Annotated in this window: 15 protein-coding genes; 1 reads left to right on the top strand and 14 read right to left on the bottom strand. The window is 42.0% G+C overall.

Translation table 11 applies throughout. From position 1 onward, the window contains the following. The first annotated feature begins 33 nt into the window (after positions 1-33). Positions 34-1,332, top strand: a complete 1,299-nt coding sequence (locus C1Y42_RS07740; protein ID WP_104093136.1) for a succinylglutamate desuccinylase/aspartoacylase family protein — start codon at positions 34-36, stop codon at positions 1,330-1,332. A 145-nt stretch (positions 1,333-1,477) separates the two neighbouring features. On the opposite strand, the gene C1Y42_RS07735 is transcribed toward C1Y42_RS07740, so the two are convergent. The 14 genes from C1Y42_RS07735 to cpsG all read right to left on the bottom strand — a co-directional run bounded on the left by C1Y42_RS07735 (position 1,478) and on the right by cpsG (position 20,069). Then, positions 1,478-1,870 (bottom strand): GtrA family protein, encoded by a 393-nt coding sequence (locus C1Y42_RS07735; RefSeq protein WP_104093135.1) that lies wholly within the window; start codon positions 1,868-1,870, stop codon positions 1,478-1,480. A 48-nt stretch (positions 1,871-1,918) separates the two neighbouring features. Next, positions 1,919-3,958: a hypothetical protein gene (locus tag C1Y42_RS07730; protein ID WP_104093134.1), complete on the bottom strand. Its 2,040-nt coding sequence runs from the start codon at positions 3,956-3,958 to the stop codon at positions 1,919-1,921. Further along, positions 3,948-4,901: a glycosyltransferase family 2 protein gene (locus C1Y42_RS07725; RefSeq protein WP_104093133.1), complete on the bottom strand. Its 954-nt coding sequence runs from the start codon at positions 4,899-4,901 to the stop codon at positions 3,948-3,950. Before C1Y42_RS07725 ends, C1Y42_RS07730 begins: the two co-directional genes overlap by 11 nt. A 134-nt stretch (positions 4,902-5,035) precedes the next feature. Continuing rightward, positions 5,036-6,445 (bottom strand): NADP-dependent phosphogluconate dehydrogenase, encoded by a 1,410-nt coding sequence (gene gndA / locus C1Y42_RS07720; RefSeq protein ID WP_104093132.1) that lies wholly within the window; start codon positions 6,443-6,445, stop codon positions 5,036-5,038. 133 nt (positions 6,446-6,578) lie between these two features. Then, positions 6,579-7,691 carry a glycosyltransferase family 4 protein gene (locus C1Y42_RS07715; protein ID WP_104093131.1) on the bottom strand — a complete coding sequence of 371 codons (1,113 nt, stop codon included), beginning with the start codon at positions 7,689-7,691 and terminating at the stop codon, positions 6,579-6,581. Then, positions 7,688-8,836: a glycosyltransferase family 1 protein gene (locus C1Y42_RS07710; RefSeq protein ID WP_233210690.1), complete on the bottom strand. Its 1,149-nt coding sequence runs from the start codon at positions 8,834-8,836 to the stop codon at positions 7,688-7,690. The genes C1Y42_RS07715 and C1Y42_RS07710 overlap by 4 nt, the downstream gene beginning before the upstream one ends. Before the next feature lie 39 nt (positions 8,837-8,875). Further along, entirely contained in the window at positions 8,876-9,910 is a 1,035-nt protein-coding gene (gene gmd / locus C1Y42_RS07705) for a GDP-mannose 4,6-dehydratase (RefSeq protein ID WP_104093130.1), read from the bottom strand. A 43-nt stretch (positions 9,911-9,953) separates the two neighbouring features. After that, entirely contained in the window at positions 9,954-11,132 is a 1,179-nt protein-coding gene (locus C1Y42_RS07700) for an acyltransferase (protein WP_104093129.1), read from the bottom strand. A gap of 22 nt (positions 11,133-11,154) precedes the next feature. After that, on the bottom strand, positions 11,155-12,048 hold the full coding sequence (locus C1Y42_RS07695; protein WP_104093128.1) for an NAD(P)-dependent oxidoreductase: 894 nt from the start codon (positions 12,046-12,048) through the stop codon (positions 11,155-11,157). Positions 12,049-12,051: 3 nt separating this feature from the next. Further along, on the bottom strand, positions 12,052-15,027 hold the full coding sequence (locus C1Y42_RS07690; RefSeq protein WP_158251394.1) for a glycosyltransferase: 2,976 nt from the start codon (positions 15,025-15,027) through the stop codon (positions 12,052-12,054). A gap of 55 nt (positions 15,028-15,082) precedes the next feature. After that, positions 15,083-16,612 carry a methyltransferase domain-containing protein gene (locus C1Y42_RS07685; protein ID WP_104093126.1) on the bottom strand — a complete coding sequence of 510 codons (1,530 nt, stop codon included), beginning with the start codon at positions 16,610-16,612 and terminating at the stop codon, positions 15,083-15,085. Beyond that, positions 16,609-17,898 (bottom strand): ABC transporter ATP-binding protein, encoded by a 1,290-nt coding sequence (locus C1Y42_RS07680; RefSeq protein ID WP_104093125.1) that lies wholly within the window; start codon positions 17,896-17,898, stop codon positions 16,609-16,611. The genes C1Y42_RS07685 and C1Y42_RS07680 overlap by 4 nt, the downstream gene beginning before the upstream one ends. Beyond that, on the bottom strand, positions 17,895-18,689 hold the full coding sequence (locus C1Y42_RS07675; RefSeq protein ID WP_104093124.1) for an ABC transporter permease: 795 nt from the start codon (positions 18,687-18,689) through the stop codon (positions 17,895-17,897). Before C1Y42_RS07675 ends, C1Y42_RS07680 begins: the two co-directional genes overlap by 4 nt. Next, positions 18,690-20,069 carry a phosphomannomutase CpsG gene (cpsG, locus tag C1Y42_RS07670; protein ID WP_104093123.1) on the bottom strand — a complete coding sequence of 460 codons (1,380 nt, stop codon included), beginning with the start codon at positions 20,067-20,069 and terminating at the stop codon, positions 18,690-18,692. It abuts the gene before it with no gap. Between the last annotated feature and the right edge of the window lie 7 nt (positions 20,070-20,076).

The following is a 20,076-nucleotide window of genomic DNA, read 5'->3' as shown; positions in this document are numbered from 1 at the left end:
AGCGTGCCCCAGACACAGGACATCGACTGCGTTATGCAACAACAACATCATCCTTTGTTAAGCGCGACGCTGGGCACCCAGCGGGAAATTGTCAGCTTCCACTTTGGCACCGACTCACAGCAGCGGGTGTATATTCAGGCGGCGCTGCACGGCGATGAGCTGCCGGGCATGGCAGTGGCGTGGTATCTCAAGCAAAAGCTGCTGGCGCTGGAGTCGGCGGGCAAGCTAAAAGCCAAAGTCACTTTGGTGCCGGTCGCGAATCCGCTCGCGCTGGGTCAGCACTGGCACGGCACTCACCTCGGACGTTTTCATACTCTTTCTGGTCAGGATTTTAACCGTCGCTTCCCGGCGCTGGGCGATACGCTGGCGGCTGAACTGGCGGGATCGCTGACACAGAGTGAATATGAAAACAAACGACTGATTCGCGACGCCATCGATCGTCACTACCGCGACCGCATTGCCAAAAGCGAACTGGAGGCCCAGCGCTTCACCCTGATGCGCATGGCCAGCCAGGCAGACCTGATGATTGATCTGCACTGCGACTGGGATGCCTTGCCGCATCTTTACACCACACCGCACGCCTGGCCGGAGATTGAGCCGCTGGCGCGCTGGCTTGGCAGTGAAGTGCAGCTACTGGCGCAGATCTCCGGCGGTGAGCCTTTTGATGAAGCCTGCTGCGAACCCTGGCTGACGCTGGCTGAGCGTTTTGGCAAAGACTACCCCATGCCGCGCGGCCTGCTGCCGGTGACGCTGGAACTGCGCGGCGTAGCCGATGTATCGCCGGAACAGGCGGAGAAAGATGCGGATGCGATTATCAATGCGCTGATTGAAGGGAGATATATTGCTGCGGAAAACCTGCTCGTGTCGGCGGAAGTCGCCGCGCCGGTAATTGACGGCGACGAGTTGACGCAGGTAACGGCCAATGCCGTGGATATCGCTGGCATGACCGAGAACAGCGCGGCGGCCAGAGCGCTGGAAGCGGTGGATGTGCCAGCAGAGAGTGACGTGATTAAGAAGCGCCACAGCGAAGGCGCAGGCGCAGTTTCCCCTGCCCTTAAGCACCCTGCCACGCCGCTGGCTGCGTGCGAATATATTCACTCACCAGTATCGGGACTGATTCTGCACCGTAAGAAGCTGGGCACGCATATTCGTCCTGGTGAAGTAGTAGCGGAGGTGGTCGATCCGATTACAGACAATGTGACGCCACTGGTGGCAGAATTCGGCGGCGTACTCTACGCGCGGCACTGGGCCAAATTTGCGACAGCGGGGATGCTGGTGATAAGACTGGCGGGGAAAGATGAGATGAGGAGCGGGGATTTGTTAGTGGGGTAAACTTCTAAAAAGGCCGCAGTAAGAAGCGGCCTCAATTGTTTTCAAATGCTATGTCACCCACAGTAATTAACAGCTGATAAGGAAATACTGCTATTGAATTATTAGAAATAAAAAAAGGATGCCAAACATAAAGTGAAACCACCTCTTACTCTGAAAGTTTTCCTTCTTTAAACAAAAAATACTTTGAAGTAAGATAATTAACAAAGAGTCCAGATAAACTACCTAATGCCACAGCAATAACAGGAGATGATTTCACCTCAGAAAAAAAGTAAATTGCCGCCGCATAAGCCAGGTAATTAACACATCCACCAATTAACATAAGCTTAAAATACCTAAGGAATTCTTGCCACCCAGGCAACCCGGACTCAGCATCTTTAAAAGTAATTGTCCTATTTAAAGCCCAAGTTGTTATGACCGCACAAACAAAGGATAGAACCCTAGAAATATAGAGCCCAAGTTCGTTTTTTAAAACATACAGTAGTGATGAGTCAACAACAAAACCCATAGCACCAACTAAAACGAAAAGGAAAAAACGCATATTTGGATCCAACGCTAGTTAAGGAAAGGGCAAGCCCTTTCCATGCAATCAAAATTTTACAATAAGTGGTTGAAAACCCAGCCAGTCAAACCATGCTACACCTTCTTCAAGAATGGAAATTGATATATAGTCGTCAGATTGAAAATCATCTGGCAATGCAATATTCATATTTTTTTCACCCCCGCCTGCGGATAAATGAGGTATCTCTAAATGCATATAGTCTTGATTTATAATTTTCCCATCCGCACTATACAATTTAATTCCTAACTTGAGCGGTCTATAACTACCACTTCCTATGTCAAATTCGGATTGGTTCGTTAATCTTATTGAGGCACGATAGTTTTTACTGCTATCACTCGGAATAAAGACATCTAACAACTTAATGTCAATTTTATTATAAATTCTAGAGGTGATTCCTATAGGTTGATCGGCCTTAAATTCAGTCCATTTCATATTCTCGAGATCAAATTCACACATCCCCTTAGAAATATTATTTTTGCTAATGTAATTTTGAACCCTCGCCAAATATGTGGATTTTGGATTTAAAGCAAAATCCCAACCGGGGGGATTAAAGGTCGAAAAACCATTTATTGTCCTAATATTATAAACTTCAGAAATCAACATAGCATCAACATTATGTGGATAGAAGGAAAGAATAATATTTTCTGTTACTGTTGGAAATTCACCTTTACGTTGCCCCACAACGTAAAAAGCATTACATCCCTGAGGCGGTACATGGACAGAACTGACAAAACTTTTACTGAAAGCTCTATTAAAAGTCGCATTAGGAGCAAAATTTATTTGTTCAAGTAGCAATACAAAACATAATACATAAAACAACAGCCCACCTTTCTTGCGGGCTAATCTATCTAAAAAGTAAGTTGAAGCAAGCGTTACAGGGAAAATTAAAAAAAGGAAGTATCGGGCTGTAACCCTCATTCCTTTTGCGCCAGGGAAGTATTGCCAAATATACTTCCAAAGAAAAATATCACCAAATTTAATTGCAAACAGTGCTGTAACCAGAGTAGCTAAGCAAACGGCTGAAATTAAACATTCGACAATGGATTTATTTTTCCTTATTAATAAAAATATTGTTACTATAAATAAAATCACAATACTTACAGGCGCTAACCCTATATTGAGTTCACCAGATCGACTTAACGTTTCTACATTCTTGAAAAAAAAGTCACTTAATTTTCCAAACATGTAATTGTACTGCCCCGGATCGATCACATTATAAATATCAGGAGCATAAGACTCAACTGCAGATAATGTTTGCCCTCCGGTTTCACTGGCTTTTGGTAGATAAACCTTTAAGAAAGGCACTAAAAAAAGGATTAAAGCCAAAAAGGGATAAAGGACTGACTTAATTGAAAAGCGAAGCCTAAGATTACTCGCACCTCCTTTTTCATTAAGACAAATTAAGGTAAAAAAAGCAAAAGAAAACACAAAAAAAAGAATAAAATACCACGCCATGTAATAACTTGTAAAAAGCCAAAGCGCGAGCAATAAAGAAGCTAAAACACCATTAAATATACATCTACTGGTATTATTGAGCTTTAATTCTTTAAAATAATTTAATATAAAAAAAGTCAATAGTGGAGAAAATGCCACACTTAATAATTGTGCGTGTATCATTTGCACTGAAATTGAATTCGCTAAAGTAAACGCTGTAGCGCCACTTAGTGAGGCAAAAAATTCAAACTTTAACACTCGGTTAGTTAGATAATAAAAGCTGTAAAACCCAATAACTTTTAATGATATATTAACCAGATCTGTTGAAATGAATAAATCAAATCCTAACAACCTAAAAATTGAATAAATAACACCATATAGGAAATAGCCATCATTATATCCAAGTGTATTATCAAAGGGATAGAAATAGCCAACTGTATCCCATTCCGCTTTACCTTGTATAACATTGAACCAGTGCAGCAGCAAATTGGTCTCAATTAGCGCATCAAAACGGTCACCAAGCAAAACATTAAAGCCTGAAAAAATCAAGCTATGAAATAATATTATAATAGCTGCCGCACAAAAAAACAATAAAATAATTGAACGCGATACTTTTCCATTCTTATTTAGCATTGCCGTTTCCTCGCGGCAACACTGGGAAAGAAAGATAGGCTAGCCTTTTTATCTCTCTCCGTGCCAAGGTGACATTTTCAAGTATCAGCCCGGCTAAAAAAGAAAAAGAAGAAACAATTACAAGGCCAGTTGATAATAATGCAGTGGGTAAACGAGGAACTAAACCGGTCTCAAAATAGTACGATGCCAAAGGAAGAGCTAGTAGGATACTAATTAAAAAAAGAGATGCAGCAATAATACCAAAGAATGCAAAAGGCCTTTCTGATGAATAAAGTTTTATAATCATTTTTAAGATTTTCAAACCATCTTTATAGGTACTCAACTTGCTAGAGGAGCCTTCCATTCTGGCGCCATAAGGCGTGACAAATTCTCCATAAGGCATTCTTAGCTCAAGTGCATGTACAGTTAACTCTGTCTCCGTTTCAAACCCTTGTGCCATTGCAGGGAATGACTTGGCATAGCGAGCAGAAAAAACTCTATAACCTGAAAGCATATCGGTGAAATTCCCTCCGAAAATACTTTTAACGCATCCAGTTAACATTTTGTTACCGAAAGTATGGCCAGGTCTGTAAGCTAATTCATCCTCATGCTTACGTACACCAACTACCATATCCAGACGTTCAGAAATGAGCTTATCAACCATCATCGGAGCACAAGATGCATCATAAGTTGCATCGCCATCAACCATTACATAAATATCCGCATTAACGTTAGCGAACATTCGTCTAACAACATTGCCTTTGCCTTGCTCAGGAACAGAAAAAACTTGCGCGCCCGCTTCTTTTGCCTCAAATATAGTGTTATCAATCGAGTTATTATCAAATACAAAAAAAGCAGCTTCGGGCAAACTGCTTTTAAAATCATTGATTACTTTTTTTATAGATACGCCTTCGTTATAGCATGGTATAACAACTGCAACATTATGTTTTTCTTTGCTGATCATCTTCTTAGTCAGTTTTTTTATTAGAAATGGACTTTCCTGATTTTACTTATTAGAAACCAGAACGTGAATGTTATTACATTGGGTCACTTAAAATTATCAGCCCAGCACTTAGCTTGCCGGGCTGATGAATCATATTATTCTAACCACTCGGTATGGAACACACCGTCTTTATCAATACGCTTATAAGTGTGCGCACCAAAGTAGTCGCGCTGCGCCTGAATCAGGTTGGCAGGCAGCACTTCTGAGCGATAGCTATCGTAGTATGCAATTGCCGCTGAGAAGGTTGGCGTTGGAATACCGTTCTGGATGGCATAAGAGACAACATCACGCAGCGCCTGCTGATATTCATCAGCGATGTTTTTGAAGTAGGGATCCAGCAACAGGTTTGCGATGTTAGCATCGGTCGCATAAGCATCAGTAATTTTCTGCAGGAACTGTGCACGGATGATGCAGCCAGCACGGAAGATCTTCGCGATTTCACCGTAATGCAGATCCCAGTTGTTCTCTTCTGAAGCCGCACGCAGCTGAGAGAAGCCCTGAGCATAAGAAACGATCTTACCCAGATACAGTGCTCTGCGCACTTTCTCAATGAACTCAGCTTTGTCACCGGTGAAGGCTTGCGCCTGAGGGCCGCTCAGCACTTTAGAAGCTGCAACACGCTGTGACTTGAGTGAAGAGAGGTAACGAGCAAATACTGACTCAGTGATCAGAGAAAGTGGCTCGCCAAGATCCAGGGAGCTCTGGCTGGTCCATTTACCGGTACCTTTGTTGGCTGCCTCGTCCAGAATCACATCAACCAGGTATTTACCGTCTTCATCTTTCTTGGTGAAGATATCTTTGGTGATGTCGATCAGGTAGCTGCTCAGTTCACCGTTGTTCCAGTCGGTGAAAGTCTTAGCCAGCTCTTCGTTGTTCAGACCTAGCGCACCTTTCAGTAACGCATAAGCTTCTGCGATCAGCTGCATATCGCCATACTCGATACCGTTGTGCACCATCTTAACGTAGTGGCCAGCACCGTCCGGACCGATGTAAGTAACGCAGGCTTCACCGTCTTCTGCACGCGCAGCAATTTTATCCAGAATTGGCGCTACCAGTTCATACGCTTCTTTCTGACCGCCAGGCATGATCGATGGGCCTTTCAGTGCGCCCTCTTCGCCGCCGGAGACACCGGTACCGATGAAGTTGAAGCCCTGATCAGACAGTTCTTTATTACGCCGGATAGTGTCTTTATAGAAGGTGTTACCACCATCAATCAGAATGTCGCCCTTATCGAGGTGTGGCGTAAGTGAAGCGATGGTTTTGTCTGTCGCTTCACCTGCCTGTACCATCAGAAGGATGCGGCGGGGTTTTTCTAACGACTCAACAAACTCTTCTACGGAGTAGTAAGGAGCAAGTTTTTTGCCCTGATTTTCAGCGATAACTTCATCAGTCTTTTCACGTGAACGGTTAAAGATTGAGACTGTGTAACCGCGGCTTTCGATGTTAAGAGCAAGGTTACGCCCCATCACTGCCATACCTACAACGCCGATCTGTTGCTTGGACATTACATACTCCTGTCTGTGGTCTCGCTAGGTGTTATCAGTAACACCATTCAGTAAGTGACCAATATGTTAACTCATGAGAGGTGATAAGAGGTAATTATTGATGCTTTTTAAGCAATGCAGCGAGTGATGAAATTTACTTATTTAACAGAGACATATACAAATCTGCATAACTTTCAATCATCTTGTCAGCTGTAAAAAGTTTTTCGAACCGTTGTTGAGCAGCCTGGCCAAAGGTATGAGCCTTCTCTGGGTTGAACCAGATCTCATCCATAGCTTTGCGTAAAGCTTTGGGGTCTGAAGGCGGGACAACCAGACCGGTAAGACCGTCAATGTTGATGAAAGTAGTACCGGTTCCAATTTCGCTTGAAATCAGTGGTTTTGAGTACAAAGCCCCTTCAAGCAAAGAAATACCAAAAGCTTCTGAACGAAGATGTGAAGGAAAAACTAAGCAAGTGCAAAGCTGTAATAATGCAGATTTATCGTCATCCTGCAATGCACCAAGGAAATGAATATTGTCGATACCCAACGACTGGGCTTGCGCTTTCAGTTCAGATTCAATAGGTCCCGCACCAACAATGACAACAGGATAAGCACTACCAGCGACAGCATCGATGAGTATATGAAGCCCTTTATAGTAACGAAATGTCCCAATGAAAAGAAAAAAGCCGTTAGGGAATCGCTGGGACCACTTTTCTAATACCTGGGGGTCATTGTTTTGATAAAAACTTTCATTCAGACCGTAGGGAATGACCTTAACTTTATCTTTAAATTTTTGCAGAATCGGGCTACTTTCGACATAATTTGGTGATGCAGCAACAATGCAATCTACACTGGAAAGGAACCTATTCATCAATGGTGTATAAAGTTTTAGCAGGGCCTTTTGTTTAACAATATCGGAATGATAGCTTACGATCGATGGCTTTTTTGTAAAATTCGAGAAATGCAGGACATCCATAAACGGATAGGGAAAATGATAATGAATAATGTCTGACTTATTAGCAAGCTCTCTGAATTTTTTAAACGAGGAAAGAGAAAAAGGGGTTGAAGCAGCTTCAAAACTTGTCTTATTACGAATGATTAAATGATTATCAAGAGAAGCTTCCCCAGACTCATTTGGCGTATGGGTAAAAACTGTTGAAGAGATATCTCTTGTAACGCCGCCTTCAGCAAGTTGATAGATAACTTGTTCAATACCGCCAAATGTATCGGGATAATAAGTTTTATAACAGTGAAGAACTTTTATCATTCGCATGCATCAACCAATTGATAGGCTTTAAACGTTTCTCTGGCACAGCGTTGCCAGGAAAATTTCTCATTTTGCATAAAACCACGTTTAATAAGCTGGTCGCAAAGAACATCATCCAACAGAACAGAATGAATATTCTTAGTGATTGCATCGACATCATCAGGATCAATCAATAATGCTGCATCGCCAGCGACTTCCGGTAAAGACGAAACGTTAGACGTGATTACTGGCGCACCTGCTGCCATTGCTTCAAGCACAGGTAAGCCGAAACCTTCATAGCGAGAAGGAAAAATAAAACCGCGGCAGGAAGAGTAGAGAACTGAGAGAGCTTCCTGACTGACATAGCCTAAATATTTTACCCATCCCTGCTGTTCTCCAGCTTCGAAGAGCTTATGCAAATCAGAACTTTCCCAACCTTTATATCCGGAAATCACCAATGGGAATTTCGTGCTAACATGTTTCGGCAAATTCTGATAAGCCAGCAGTATATTTTTGATGTTTTTTCTTGGCTCGATCGTACCCGCAAAAAAGGAAAATTGACGATAATTAAGACCGTATTGACTAAGGATATTTTTACATTCTGACTCATTGCGGGGATAAAAATCACCGCTACTTGCCAGAGGAGCCACTATGATTCTGGCAAGATCAAAATCAAAATACTCTGAAACTTCTTTTTTGGTATATTCGGAATCAGTTATCAATACCTTTGCTAAGCGTACAGAACTAAGCAATTCCTTTTTCATCAAATGAACTCTTCCTTTTGGATGATATTCAGGATAACGAAAAATGGAAAGGTCGTGAAAAGTAGCGCAAGATTTGTGATGCCCTTTAGGAATAAAATAGTTTGGGCTGTGAAACACATAATCTTTATATGAAGACAATGCCCTCCCCTTAAGGGATGGCACAATTAATCTATAAACATCTGTAGCGAACTGGCTATCTCGAAGCAGTGACTTTATTCTACTGTTCGATGTTATAATATTAGTGGGGATTTCTGGCAGTTCATTATAAATTTTTATACCGCGCATAAACCTAAGTGAACTAACATCTTGCATAGAACTCAGGTTTTTAATCAATTCCAATGCATAACGTGCAATACCCGTCACCGGGTATTTAATGGAATCAGTAGAAATAATAATCTTCACACTAAAATCCAAATAGCCCCTTACGGGGCTAATATTAAATCAGAAAGAAAAGCCTGCTTTATTACGGCGAAGGTCTGCCTCAACCATCATTTCACACAGTTTTTCAAGCGTGGTTTCAGGTTTCCAGCCAAGTTCGGCAAAAGCTTTCTCAGGATTACCAATCAAAAGCTCTACTTCAGCAGGGCGATAGAATTTAGGATTGATTTTCACTAAAACTTTACCAGATTCAGCGTCTTTACCGATTTCAGCTTCATCTTTACCCGAGAAAACAATATTGATACCCGCAGCTTTAAAAGCCATGGTGACAAAGTCACGAACTGTTTCAGTACGATTAGTTGCTAAAACGTATGTTTCTGGTTGCTCGGCCTGCAACATACGCCACATACCCTCGACATACTCTTTAGCAAAGCCCCAGTCACGCTTCGCATCCAGATTACCTAACTCAAGAACATCCGTAAGACCAAGTTTGATCTTCGCAACCGTGTCGGTAATTTTACGAGTAACAAATTCGCGACCACGTAATGGGGATTCATGATTAAACAGGATCCCACTACATGCAAAAATATTATAACTCTCACGGTAATTTACCGTAATCCAGTGAGCATACAGCTTTGCTACACCGTATGGGCTACGAGGATAAAATGGTGTGCTTTCAATTTGTGGTATGGCCTGGACTTTACCAAACATTTCCGATGTTGAAGCCTGATAGAAACGAATTTCAGGATTAACGATGCGAATAGCTTCAAGTAAGTTAAGTGGTCCGATACCTGTGATTTCAGCAGTTGTTACCGGTTGGTCAAAAGAAACGCCAACGAAACTTTGGGCCGCCAGGTTATATACTTCCGTTGCCTTAGTGTCTTTAAGCAAACGAATACTGGCAGCAAGATCAGTCAAGTCATATTCGACAAGATGTAAGTTCTTATTTTTATCAATACCTAACTCTTCAATACGCCAGAAGTTTACAGAACTGGTACGACGATAAGTACCATAAACATGATAGCCTTTTTCAAGTAATAACTCGGCTAAGTAAGCGCCATCTTGTCCTGTAATACCGGTTACAACTGCGATTTTCATATTCTAACCTCAATAAATTGCTAAGCTAATCGCTCAATGAAAATTATCCTTTAAGGATGGCTTTTCGATGAGACTTTTTCAGAAAGTAATCTTCAACGTATTTAAATGAAAATACTGAAATGGTCAAACCAACAATCATCATCACTGCGCATATTAACACAAAACTCAGTAATGCCTGCGGATTTTTGATTGTCTTGTTGGCTATTGTTATAATATAGAAGTTAACTGCAAGATGCCACAAATAAAAAGAATAGCTTACTTTACCCAGCACCTGTGCTGGCTTCCAGCTCACCAGTATATTCTGTCGCCATTTGTTTATTACAAAGGAAAAGAATACAGGGAATACGGTAAAGATCATAATGGGTACTCTGACATTTTTCTGTGTCAGCGGAGTTTGGAACAGGTAAAATAAAGTCAGTGAAACACCCGCGATGAGCATTATGTAGCCAGAGATACGGGTAAACAGTATCCTCAGCAGACCTTCTCTTTTCCCTTCAAGCTCTGCAGTAAGCGCACCTAACCAAAAAGCTGCTATAAACACGATATCTGTTGTTCCGGTCATTATCTGAAACGGTTGCATGAATAAGATAATGACAAAAAGGGAGAACAGAGTAACCAGTGAGAACCTTTTAAGTGTAGCGAGCAGCGGTAAAACGAAATAAAAAAGCCACTCCCAGCGCAGAGTCCAGATATTGTTTATTCGCAGGAACATGTCTTTACTGAAAACATCATTAACATCACCCACACTATTAATTACACTGCCGAAACCGAACCCATAGTTACGGATCAGAGCTAACATTTGGTCTTTATTAGGCGGACTTAGTCCATGAGTAACCCAATCGAGCAACATCACGCAACTAATCATGACAAACATAGCAGGCACAAGTCGACTAGCTCTCTTGTAAAAGAAACTTTCTGCCTTAAATGCCCCCGCTTTTATCTGTCCCCAAAAAAGGTGTCCAGTGAGCATAAAAAATAACAAGACACCAATTTCCCCCATGGCTGCAGCAACCACCTGGTTTCTGGCATATCCAAAATTCATAGTAGAGTGTGCACCAAACACAAGGAATGCGGCAATCCCACGCAAGACTTCAAGAGAGTTTGAAAATCCTACGGATTCGTTCGCTTCCACACCAAGACGCTTGCCCAGGATGAAAACGTACCAGGCTCCTATAATAAATAAGATTAAGATCAGGAGAATATAAAATAATTCTTGCCGCATTCCATTACACTCATTCTATTTATCAGGCGTTGTACATTGATGTCAGTATCTGATTCAAATCAAGCAAATGAGGTTTTAATCCTAATGAGTTGTGCAGTTGTTCGGGATTACCAACAAGACGCCACACTTCATTACTACGCACATAGTTGTTAACTATTTCTATGCGTGGTCTAAAGCCGCTAATTTCGGTGAGGGTATCCAGAACATCATGCCCACTCCAGCCTCGGCCTGTACATAGATTGAGCGTGAATGGATCGCGATGTTGCTTAGCCATCAGTTGAGCAATCATAGTTGCACAACCTTTTGCCTCAACATAATCCCGGACCGAATCAATATTCCCGAGTTGTAAAAGCTCACGCTTTTCACGGAAATGCTTCACGATCTTGGGAACTAAGAATGATTCTGCCTGACCTGTGCCAATAACATTGAACGGACGTACAATGTGTACTTTTAATTTATCACTAAAACTTTTGGCCTGCATTTCCATAATCATTTTACTGTACGAATAATGATTAGTCGGATTGTAAGGCAGATTTTCTGATAAATACTCTTCTGATTGGTTTCCATATACCCCGGCAGTACTTGCAAGTAACATTGTTGGAGGCTGAATTTCAGCATCCATCACAGCATTAAATAAATTTTCTGTTCCCAGTACATTTACTGCATAGATTTGTTCCACATTACCATGGGTAACCAATGCGATTGCTGCCAGATGGACTATCCAGGTAGGCTGAAACTCTTCAATGATTTCCGTAAGTTTTTTTCTATCAAATAAGGTGACAGATACAAAGTCATCACTGGCAGGATTGCCTACGCAGGTTCCCAGAACCGTTGCACCATGACTTTTCAATTCTGCCATTAAGTAACGGCCAATGAATCCCGAACCGCCAGTGACTAATACTCTTTGTGACTCCATCAGTTAACTCCTTTTGCCGGATTCGATATTGACAAGATTTTTATATACGGTATTCGCACATTCCTGCCATGTCACGGTATCCCATTCGTTTTTAATCCGCTCTTCATAGCTTTTCACTGCCAATGGGTGCTTAATGTAGTACTGCATCTTTTCAGCCCAATTAGTAACATCCCATGGCGAAACGTAATCCACTAAATCTCGACCAGTTTCCATTAATGGATCAACCGCAGAAGTCAGACAGAATTTACCATAGCCTAAACTTTCCGGCAGCGTCAGACTCCAACCTTCATACAAGCTAGGTAATAAGGTAAACAAGCAGTTACGATAAAGTACATCTAGTTCCTGATCGGAAGTCCTTAATAGTAAAATTTTTCCTTTAACGCGATTATCGCGTTGAATAATTTCAAACAGATCTTTGGCTTTCCAGCCTGGTCCGCCAACGAACACCATTTGCGGCACATCATCTGCATTTTTTTCAAGCAGTTGAAGATAGGCTTTGTATAACGCTTCGTGATTTTTTCTTATTTCGAGCGTACCAACAGATAGCATATAATCACCGGTAACACCGAGTTTAGCTAAAATCTCTTTATCATTGGTATGTTCATGGGATGGCGCGATATCAGACCCAAATTTAATTGCTACCCCTTGTGTAATGGGCCAGTTAAATCTGTGTTGCCAAAGCTGGCCATCACGTTTAGCTGTCTCACCACCATAAAGTATTGTATTACTGGCGAGTGAAGCTAAATAGTAGAAGCGGTTATACCAGTCAAAAGCCTCCCGGGCATGCAGTTGCGGAGTAATCAGTGGGGTCATGTCATATATGACTTGCGAATAAATGAAGCCAATTTCCCGGCGGGCCTTAATAATCTCAATCAGAGGCCGCTCATCCCAGTTGATCCCCGCTGAAAAAACGATATCGTTTTTACGGAAAGGCAGTTTCAGGGCTGCGCCTTTCAGCTTTTGTGCTACGTCCTGAATCATGACTTCGTTTTTTTCTTCAGGGGTAAGCTCGGACTGACTTGCAATAATTGCCGGTGATGCGGTGGCAGGGATCAATCCTTTACGATCGGCGTAATCTATCGCTTTTTTTCGTAATGATGCAGGTAAAGCACTGACTAAGTAAGCACCTGCCTTACTGTAATGACTTAACACTGAACGACGTGGCGCGGTGACATTTTCATTCTTAATTTCAGCGGCAGTACCTGACACATCACGTATCATTTCACTGAATGGCAGTCGGTGACCGCGCCCCTGCTCTTCGGCCTCTCCCCAATAACGCTGAAAAGCAGCATATTGTGAAGTCACATCAGCGGATTCAAATAGCCATAACAGCCGGTCTCGTGGGACTTCAAAGAAAGCATCTTCATGGAAAGCATAAAACTTTATTCCCGGTATTATCTTTGAAAGATAGTGGGCTAAAATTAGCTCGGTACGGATTATCCCCGTAACCCCGCCACGCCACATCCCATAAGAAAGTGTTAAATCGTACCAAATAGTCTTTCTGTTGGTTTTATCACCGATCTTTTCACTCAGCGCTTCTACTGCCTCAAGGACATTTTTCCCACATTCAGACCAGGTTGTTGAGTGCCACTCCTGAGAAATTCTCTCCTCAGCCAGTCTGAGCGAATCAGGATGAGAAATATAGTCCTTAATACCTTCAACCCAGCCGTTAACATCGAAAGGATTGAGATACTTTGGAAAATCTTTGCCTATTTCATGTAATGGCTCAATGTCAGATGCAATACATGCCTTACCATAACTGAAGCTTTCAGGCATTGGTAATGCCCACCCCTCGTACAACGAAGGTAGCAAGGTAAACTTACAATTCCGGTAAAGAACATCGAGTTCTTCGTCGCTTGGGGAAGTAATAATAATATTATTTCCAATGCGCGGATCGCGTTTGATTGAATCTATCAAATCCTCAGTTCGCCATCCTGGACGTCCCACAAAAACTATTTGTGGTAATGGCTCAAAACCCGACTCAGCTAGCTTTGCCATAGCTTTGTAAAGCACGTCGTGGTTTTTACGAACCTCAATGGTTCCTACGGTAATCAAAAAATCACGTTCAATACCCAGGCGTGACAGAATCTCTGCATCTTTAGAAGTATCTTTAACACGTACGGGGTCCGTGCCGCCATAGGGCACAGATAAACTAGGAGGAGAAGTCCAGCCATGTTTATTTTGATAAGCAATACCATCTTTTTGAGGACTGTTGCCACCATACACGATGAAGTCACAGTTTTCTGATATCCAGTGAAAATATCTTCTAAAGTTTTCTTCTAAATCCTCTCTATATAGATGTCGTGTTGTATCGCCCACTAGAATAGTGTCATAAACCATATACCCTAGTTTGATATGTGGGTTTTGACTTTTAACTTTGGTATAAAATTGTTCTTTGCCACTATCAGACCAACCGACACTGAGTATTACGTCTTTTTCTCCATAAGGATGAGAAAAAGATGAATCTTCTACCAAACCTATTGAAGATTTGTTTGACGCCCCGTTTTGATTAGTACGGTTTAGCAGTGTTTTCGCGTTGATCACGCCGCCGACCACTTTTTTAGGCAACCACGCCAATACCCGCATTGGGAGCTTATACTGAGTTGGTGTCGCTTCCACAGCGAGTGCCAGTGCATGCTGAAAACGACGTCCACGACTTGGTAACTCTGATTCTAATGACTTTAAAAAATTCTCAACTTTAAGGTCGGCTTCAGAAGCATTTATATTTTTATTGTTTTCCTGAGCTAAACTTTTACGATTTTCAAGATAGACGTCAGCAACGTTACCTTCTGTATAAATCCATGGAATTTCACTTTTTGCTAATGCAACAAACTTTCCATTCTTGAACATACTGAATTTTATCTGAGGATAGATGCGCGCAAGAGAAGCACCAATTTCTAATTCGGCGCGAACAATCCCTACTACACCACCAGTCCACAGCATTGATGTAGTCAAATCAAACCAAAAATCATTTTTCATATTGTCATTCCTGCGATCATAGCCATTAACTTTCAGCATCCCGCTTAGTTAACTATTAATTTGTTTTACTCACATGCTGACTCATCACAGCCAGGCCTTCCAGTTTCTTAACTATTTCGGCCTGAGTATGCATCACCAGGGAATTATCACGAGTGCGCGTTTCATTAAATAAAGTTTCAGTGGTAAACATCCAAAGAGCTAAGTTTTCTGGTGGGATTGAAACGTTAAACTCAAATTCAGCACTGTTTATGATGTCTTCTAAAACCTGCTGAAAGAGTTGATAACTCCAGGTCTGATGTGATATCGACCAAACTTTAGATAAAAACTGTGCAAGCTTCGGAGTTTTCGCCCAGTAAGGAGAAAACATAGGCGTTCTGGCTGGGACTAACTGATAATTATTACGTGCATTAAGTTCGTTAATAAAAATTATGAATCCAAGATAGACATTATAAGGCCATAATACATCTGTATTCTTTTTGGTTATCGCACCGAAATCTATTAACTTATACTGGCCATTATTGTGCATCACATTCCAGATTCGCACATCATTATGGAAGAGGCCATGCGTTTCGAGTTCAGCAAGTGAAGCAAGAACTTGTTTAACCGCATCTATTTCGCTCTCTATCTGTGAATTCTGTAAAACACTGCTCAGTCTTTCACCGGATAATTTTGAAGTTAAAATTATTCCACGCTGCGTGTTTTCATCAAATTCAACCAGTTGTGGCACATCAAGATGATCTAGTTTTAACTTAACGAGTTGTTGCAGTGAAGTGATTTCGCTTTGGTAATCTTTTTTATTATGCTCTGCAAGAGAACCTTCAAATGAGTAACGCTTCAAAAAGAAGTTATCAGAAAAATAATAACGACGTGAGCTTTGATGAACGCCCTGGGCAAACTCATGTGATTCTTTCGTCCAGTGGTTAATCTTTTCCAGCCTGCCCTTTACATACCAATATTTACTGCTCGAAAAAATTAGCGGTCGCGAGACAGTTGAAAGATGTGTTGGGTACTCACCAAGAATGTCATAAAAGCCAATATCTTCAACAATATCTAGTGCATTATCCGGGAGATGCCTTCCCCAATAAAGTCCTTCCTCTTTAACAGCAAGTTCAAGAAGTACTATCTGAGCATAGTTTGCGAGTTTGTTAATTTTTTCTTTGGTTAACAAATATCCGTCAGCATCACAGATATGATGAAAAACACTGAATCCAAGGACGATATCATATTCGTCATGGTTTAGATTGTTGATGACATTCTGGATTGTATCTTCTTTAAATTCGATGTGTTTCGCACCCTGTTCTTCTGCCAGCGCCCGACATACCGAAACATTCTTGTCCAGAAAGTCAATACCAGTAACTTTTTCACAATATTTTGCGAGGCTTAAACTGAAGAATCCTTGTGCACAACCAAGGTCAAGCAAACGTAACGGGCGACCTAATTGTTCTTTCAAAGATATAAATATACCTTCAATTTTTTGTAGTCTGTCATTACAGTTACGCGATGAATTTACGCCTAAGTCTGGATGGCCAAAAATTGGTTGATAACATTCAGGAAGGGCTTTAACTAATTCAGAAATCGAGCTCATTCATTTACCTCAATATAACACTGGGTTTCAGCATCCACTAAACCAATAAATTTCTTTTCATTATCTACATTGAGTATTATTGAGTCATATCTGCGGTCCAGTGGTTCGTCGCTACCGGCTTCGTCAGTGTGCGTCAATCCAACAGATAATAATACAGGCCCAGTATTGAAATTCATTTTCAGTTTAAACGTAAAGTCGACAACCGCACCAGCTTTCACTAAGCCTAAGTTATCATGCATTAATTCACGAGAGCTGGCGCCATATAAATTAACCCCATCAGGGGTTTTAAGTAAAAGGCCAAAGATCGGAGATTCAATATCGTTATGAAAGACGCAACGAAATTTAATATCTAATTCACGGCCTGCGAAAATCGTCACCGGATAGTTTTGATCATCACTCTTAATGATATAGTCCGTGATCTCTGCGGCTCTTGTTCCCCAGCGGTGTTCTATCGTCTGATACAAAGGTTTTGTGTGGAATATATCATCACACGACAGTTCGTTATCCTCTGGCTTATTTAACCTTCCTGATACCGAATCAACACTCTTTTTGGATTTTCCAAACATTCGGTCACGAAACTCATTGACAACCGCTCGGGGTTCCCCAGCCATGGCGATCGAACCTTTATCTAACAAGATCGCACGATGGCAATGTTTTACGATATCGTCGAGAGCATGGGTAACAAAAAGAATTGTAGTACCCTTTTCTTTGAAGTCATTGATTCGTCGGAAGCATTTAGCCTGAAATGCAACGTCGCCAACAGATAGTGCCTCATCTACAATCAATATATCTGGTCTTACTGCAGTCGCTACGCTGAATGCCAGCCGAACCTGCATCCCACTCGAATAAACTCTGGTGGGCATATCTACATATTCACCAATGTCGGCGAAGGCGAGAATTTCAGGCATTAAATTCGTTATGGTTTCTGTATCAAGCCCTAACAATTGCCCGGACATGTAGACATTTTGCCTTCCTGTAAAGTCAGGGTGAAATCCCATACCCAGTTCGAGCAACGCCGCAATGGTACCGGCACGAGTCACTTCGCCTTCAGTAGGCTTAGTTGTACCAGTAATCATTTTTAAAAGCGTGCTTTTTCCCGCACCGTTAACGCCAACGATACCAATCGTTTCGCCTTGCGTGACATCAAATGAAATATTTCTGATTACCCATTTTTTGCTGTGCCTCAGCCCTAAAAATGGCAAAGTCCATTCGATTAATCTTGAGAACTTTGAAGGATATTGTTTATAAGATTTACCAAGATTATTTAGCGATAAGACCTTACTCATAATTCGTCTACCATATCACCAGAATGGCGCCTGAATAAATAAAGACCTAATATCAGTAAAACCATCCCTAAAATTAGAACATACAATAATGAGGTCCAGTCAGGCATTTGATTATTAACAAATATTTTATGCATGCTATCAACTGTCACAGCCATTGGGTTCATCTCGATGAACCCTCGAGCCCAATTCGGGATGATTTGAACCGGATAAACAATTGGTGTAAACCAAAACCAAAACTGAAGCACAATTGTAATTAGTTGACCGACATCTCTGAAGAAGACATTCAGAACCGCTAATACCATAGCTAAACCTGCAGCAAGTGTTAATGTGGTAAAGACCACAGGAACCATCATTAGCAACTGAAGAGGAGACAAACTGCCAATAATTATTAAAAATGCCGCAAATAAAATGAAAATAATAACAAAATTAATTAACGCTGTGAGCACCAGGATTACAGGAAGAGTAATTCGGGGAAAATTCACCTTCTTAATTAAATTAGCGCTATCAATAAATAAGGAAGTGCCTTTGCCGCAAATTTCCAGAAAAAGCCCCCACAGCAATAATCCGGAACATATATATATACTGTAGGAATATTCTCCGTTGATACCTGGAAGTTTAGACTTCATTACTTCAGAAAAAATTAGGGTATAAACTGTGATCATTGCAAGTGGCTGCATCACAAGCCATACCGCACCCAGCATACTGGTACGGTAACGCGCCTGAAAATCTCGCTTCACAGCCCCAATAATGAAGCCTTTATAGTGCAAAATTGCGGACAGTAATGAAAACACTTACCCCTCCGCACGAAGAATTTTCAAAATGTCGGCTGTTTTTTCATTCATACCATCGACATCCCCGCGGCTTTCTACGTTTAACCTAACTAAAGGCTCAGTATTTGAACTGCGCAGGTTAAAGCGCCATTCCGGGAATTCAAAGCTAATACCATCAGTAGCATCATGGCAAAGGCTCTGCTCCTGATAGCGGGTCTTAATTTCTTCAATTTTTTGCGCAACGTGATTAATTTTAGAATTAATCTCACCACTGCAAGGAAACGCTTTCATACGTTCCGCAACCAGTTCAGACAGCGTCATTCCTTTCACCGCCAGCAACTCTGCTACCAACAGCCATGGAATCATTCCGCTATCGCAATAGGCAAAATCACGGAAGTAATGGTGTGCGCTCATTTCGCCGCCGTACACCGCATCTTCTTCACGCATGCGCTCTTTAATAAACGCATGACCTGTTTTAGACATAACAGGTATGCCACCCGCTTTAGTGACGACGTCGATGGTGTTCCAGGTCAAACGGGGATCGTGAATGATCTTCGCGCCAGGCTCTTTTTTGAGGAAGGCTTCGGCCAGCAGGCCAACAATGTAATAACCTTCGATGAACTCTGCGTTCTCGTCAAACAGGAAGCAGCGATCAAAGTCGCCATCAAATGCGATGCCCATGTCGGCTTTGTTCGCTTTCACCGCATCGGAGGTATCTTTCCGGCACTCTGGCAGTAAGGGATTAGGAATACCGTTAGGGAAATGACCATTCGCTTCATGATGAACTTTAATGAAGGTGACCGGTGCATTCGCCAGCTGGAAGCGCTTTTCGATCTCATCGATAACGTGACCGGCAGCGCCATTACCCGAGTTGATGACCAGCGTCATGGGTTTGGTGAAATTTGACAGATCAATGTAGCCCATCAGGTGATCGACATAGGCATCCAATACCGAGATCTGGTTATAGCTGCCACGCTTTGCTGCATCGACCGGCGCAAAATCGTTAGCTTCAGCCAGACGCTGAACATCACGTAAGCCTGTATCGCCACTGATCGGACGGGAACCTTCACGCACCAGCTTCATGCCGTTATAGTTCATCGGATTATGGCTTGCCGTCACTTCGATGCCACCATCAATGCCTAAATGGAAGGTGGCGAAATAAATCTCTTCCGTGCCGCTTAAGCCGATATCAAGTACATTGGTACCCGCATCCATTAAACCATTGGCCAGGGCCATTTTCAGGCTTTCGCTGGTCAGCCGAACATCGCCGCCCACAACAATCGTTTCCGGCTTTAAAAATTCGCCATAAGCGCGACCAATACGATATGCAATTTCTTCATTTAATTCCGCGCCAAGCTCACCGCGAATGTCATAAGCTTTAAAACAGGTCAATGCTGCCATGATCTCG

Source organism: Pantoea sp. ICBG 985 (genome assembly GCF_002928365.1).
In the GTDB taxonomy this organism is placed as follows: Bacteria; Pseudomonadota; Gammaproteobacteria; order Enterobacterales; family Enterobacteriaceae; genus Pantoea; species Pantoea dispersa.
Note: the sequence above shows the minus strand (reverse complement) of the source record. Positions and strands in the feature narration are given on the sequence as shown.

Bases quoted from the DNA above. Each gene is read 5' to 3' on its own strand.
- C1Y42_RS07740 (WP_104093136.1), top strand. From the start codon at position 34: ATGCAACAACAACATCATCCTTTGTTAAGCGCGACGCTGGGCACCCAG.
- C1Y42_RS07735 (WP_104093135.1), bottom strand. From the start codon at position 1,870: ATGCGTTTTTTCCTTTTCGTTTTAGTTGGTGCTATGGGTTTTGTTGTT.
- C1Y42_RS07730 (WP_104093134.1), bottom strand. From the start codon at position 3,958: ATGCTAAATAAGAATGGAAAAGTATCGCGTTCAATTATTTTATTGTTT.
- C1Y42_RS07725 (WP_104093133.1), bottom strand. From the start codon at position 4,901: ATGATCAGCAAAGAAAAACATAATGTTGCAGTTGTTATACCATGCTAT.
- gndA (WP_104093132.1), bottom strand. From the start codon at position 6,445: ATGTCCAAGCAACAGATCGGCGTTGTAGGTATGGCAGTGATGGGGCGT.
- C1Y42_RS07715 (WP_104093131.1), bottom strand. From the start codon at position 7,691: ATGATAAAAGTTCTTCACTGTTATAAAACTTATTATCCCGATACATTT.
- gmd (WP_104093130.1), bottom strand. From the start codon at position 9,910: ATGAAAATCGCAGTTGTAACCGGTATTACAGGACAAGATGGCGCTTAC.
- C1Y42_RS07700 (WP_104093129.1), bottom strand. From the start codon at position 11,132: ATGCGGCAAGAATTATTTTATATTCTCCTGATCTTAATCTTATTTATT.
- C1Y42_RS07695 (WP_104093128.1), bottom strand. From the start codon at position 12,048: ATGGAGTCACAAAGAGTATTAGTCACTGGCGGTTCGGGATTCATTGGC.
- C1Y42_RS07690 (WP_158251394.1), bottom strand. From the start codon at position 15,027: ATGAAAAATGATTTTTGGTTTGATTTGACTACATCAATGCTGTGGACT.
- C1Y42_RS07685 (WP_104093126.1), bottom strand. From the start codon at position 16,612: ATGAGCTCGATTTCTGAATTAGTTAAAGCCCTTCCTGAATGTTATCAA.
- C1Y42_RS07680 (WP_104093125.1), bottom strand. From the start codon at position 17,898: ATGAGTAAGGTCTTATCGCTAAATAATCTTGGTAAATCTTATAAACAA.
- cpsG (WP_104093123.1), bottom strand. From the start codon at position 20,069: ATGGCAGCATTGACCTGTTTTAAAGCTTATGACATTCGCGGTGAGCTT.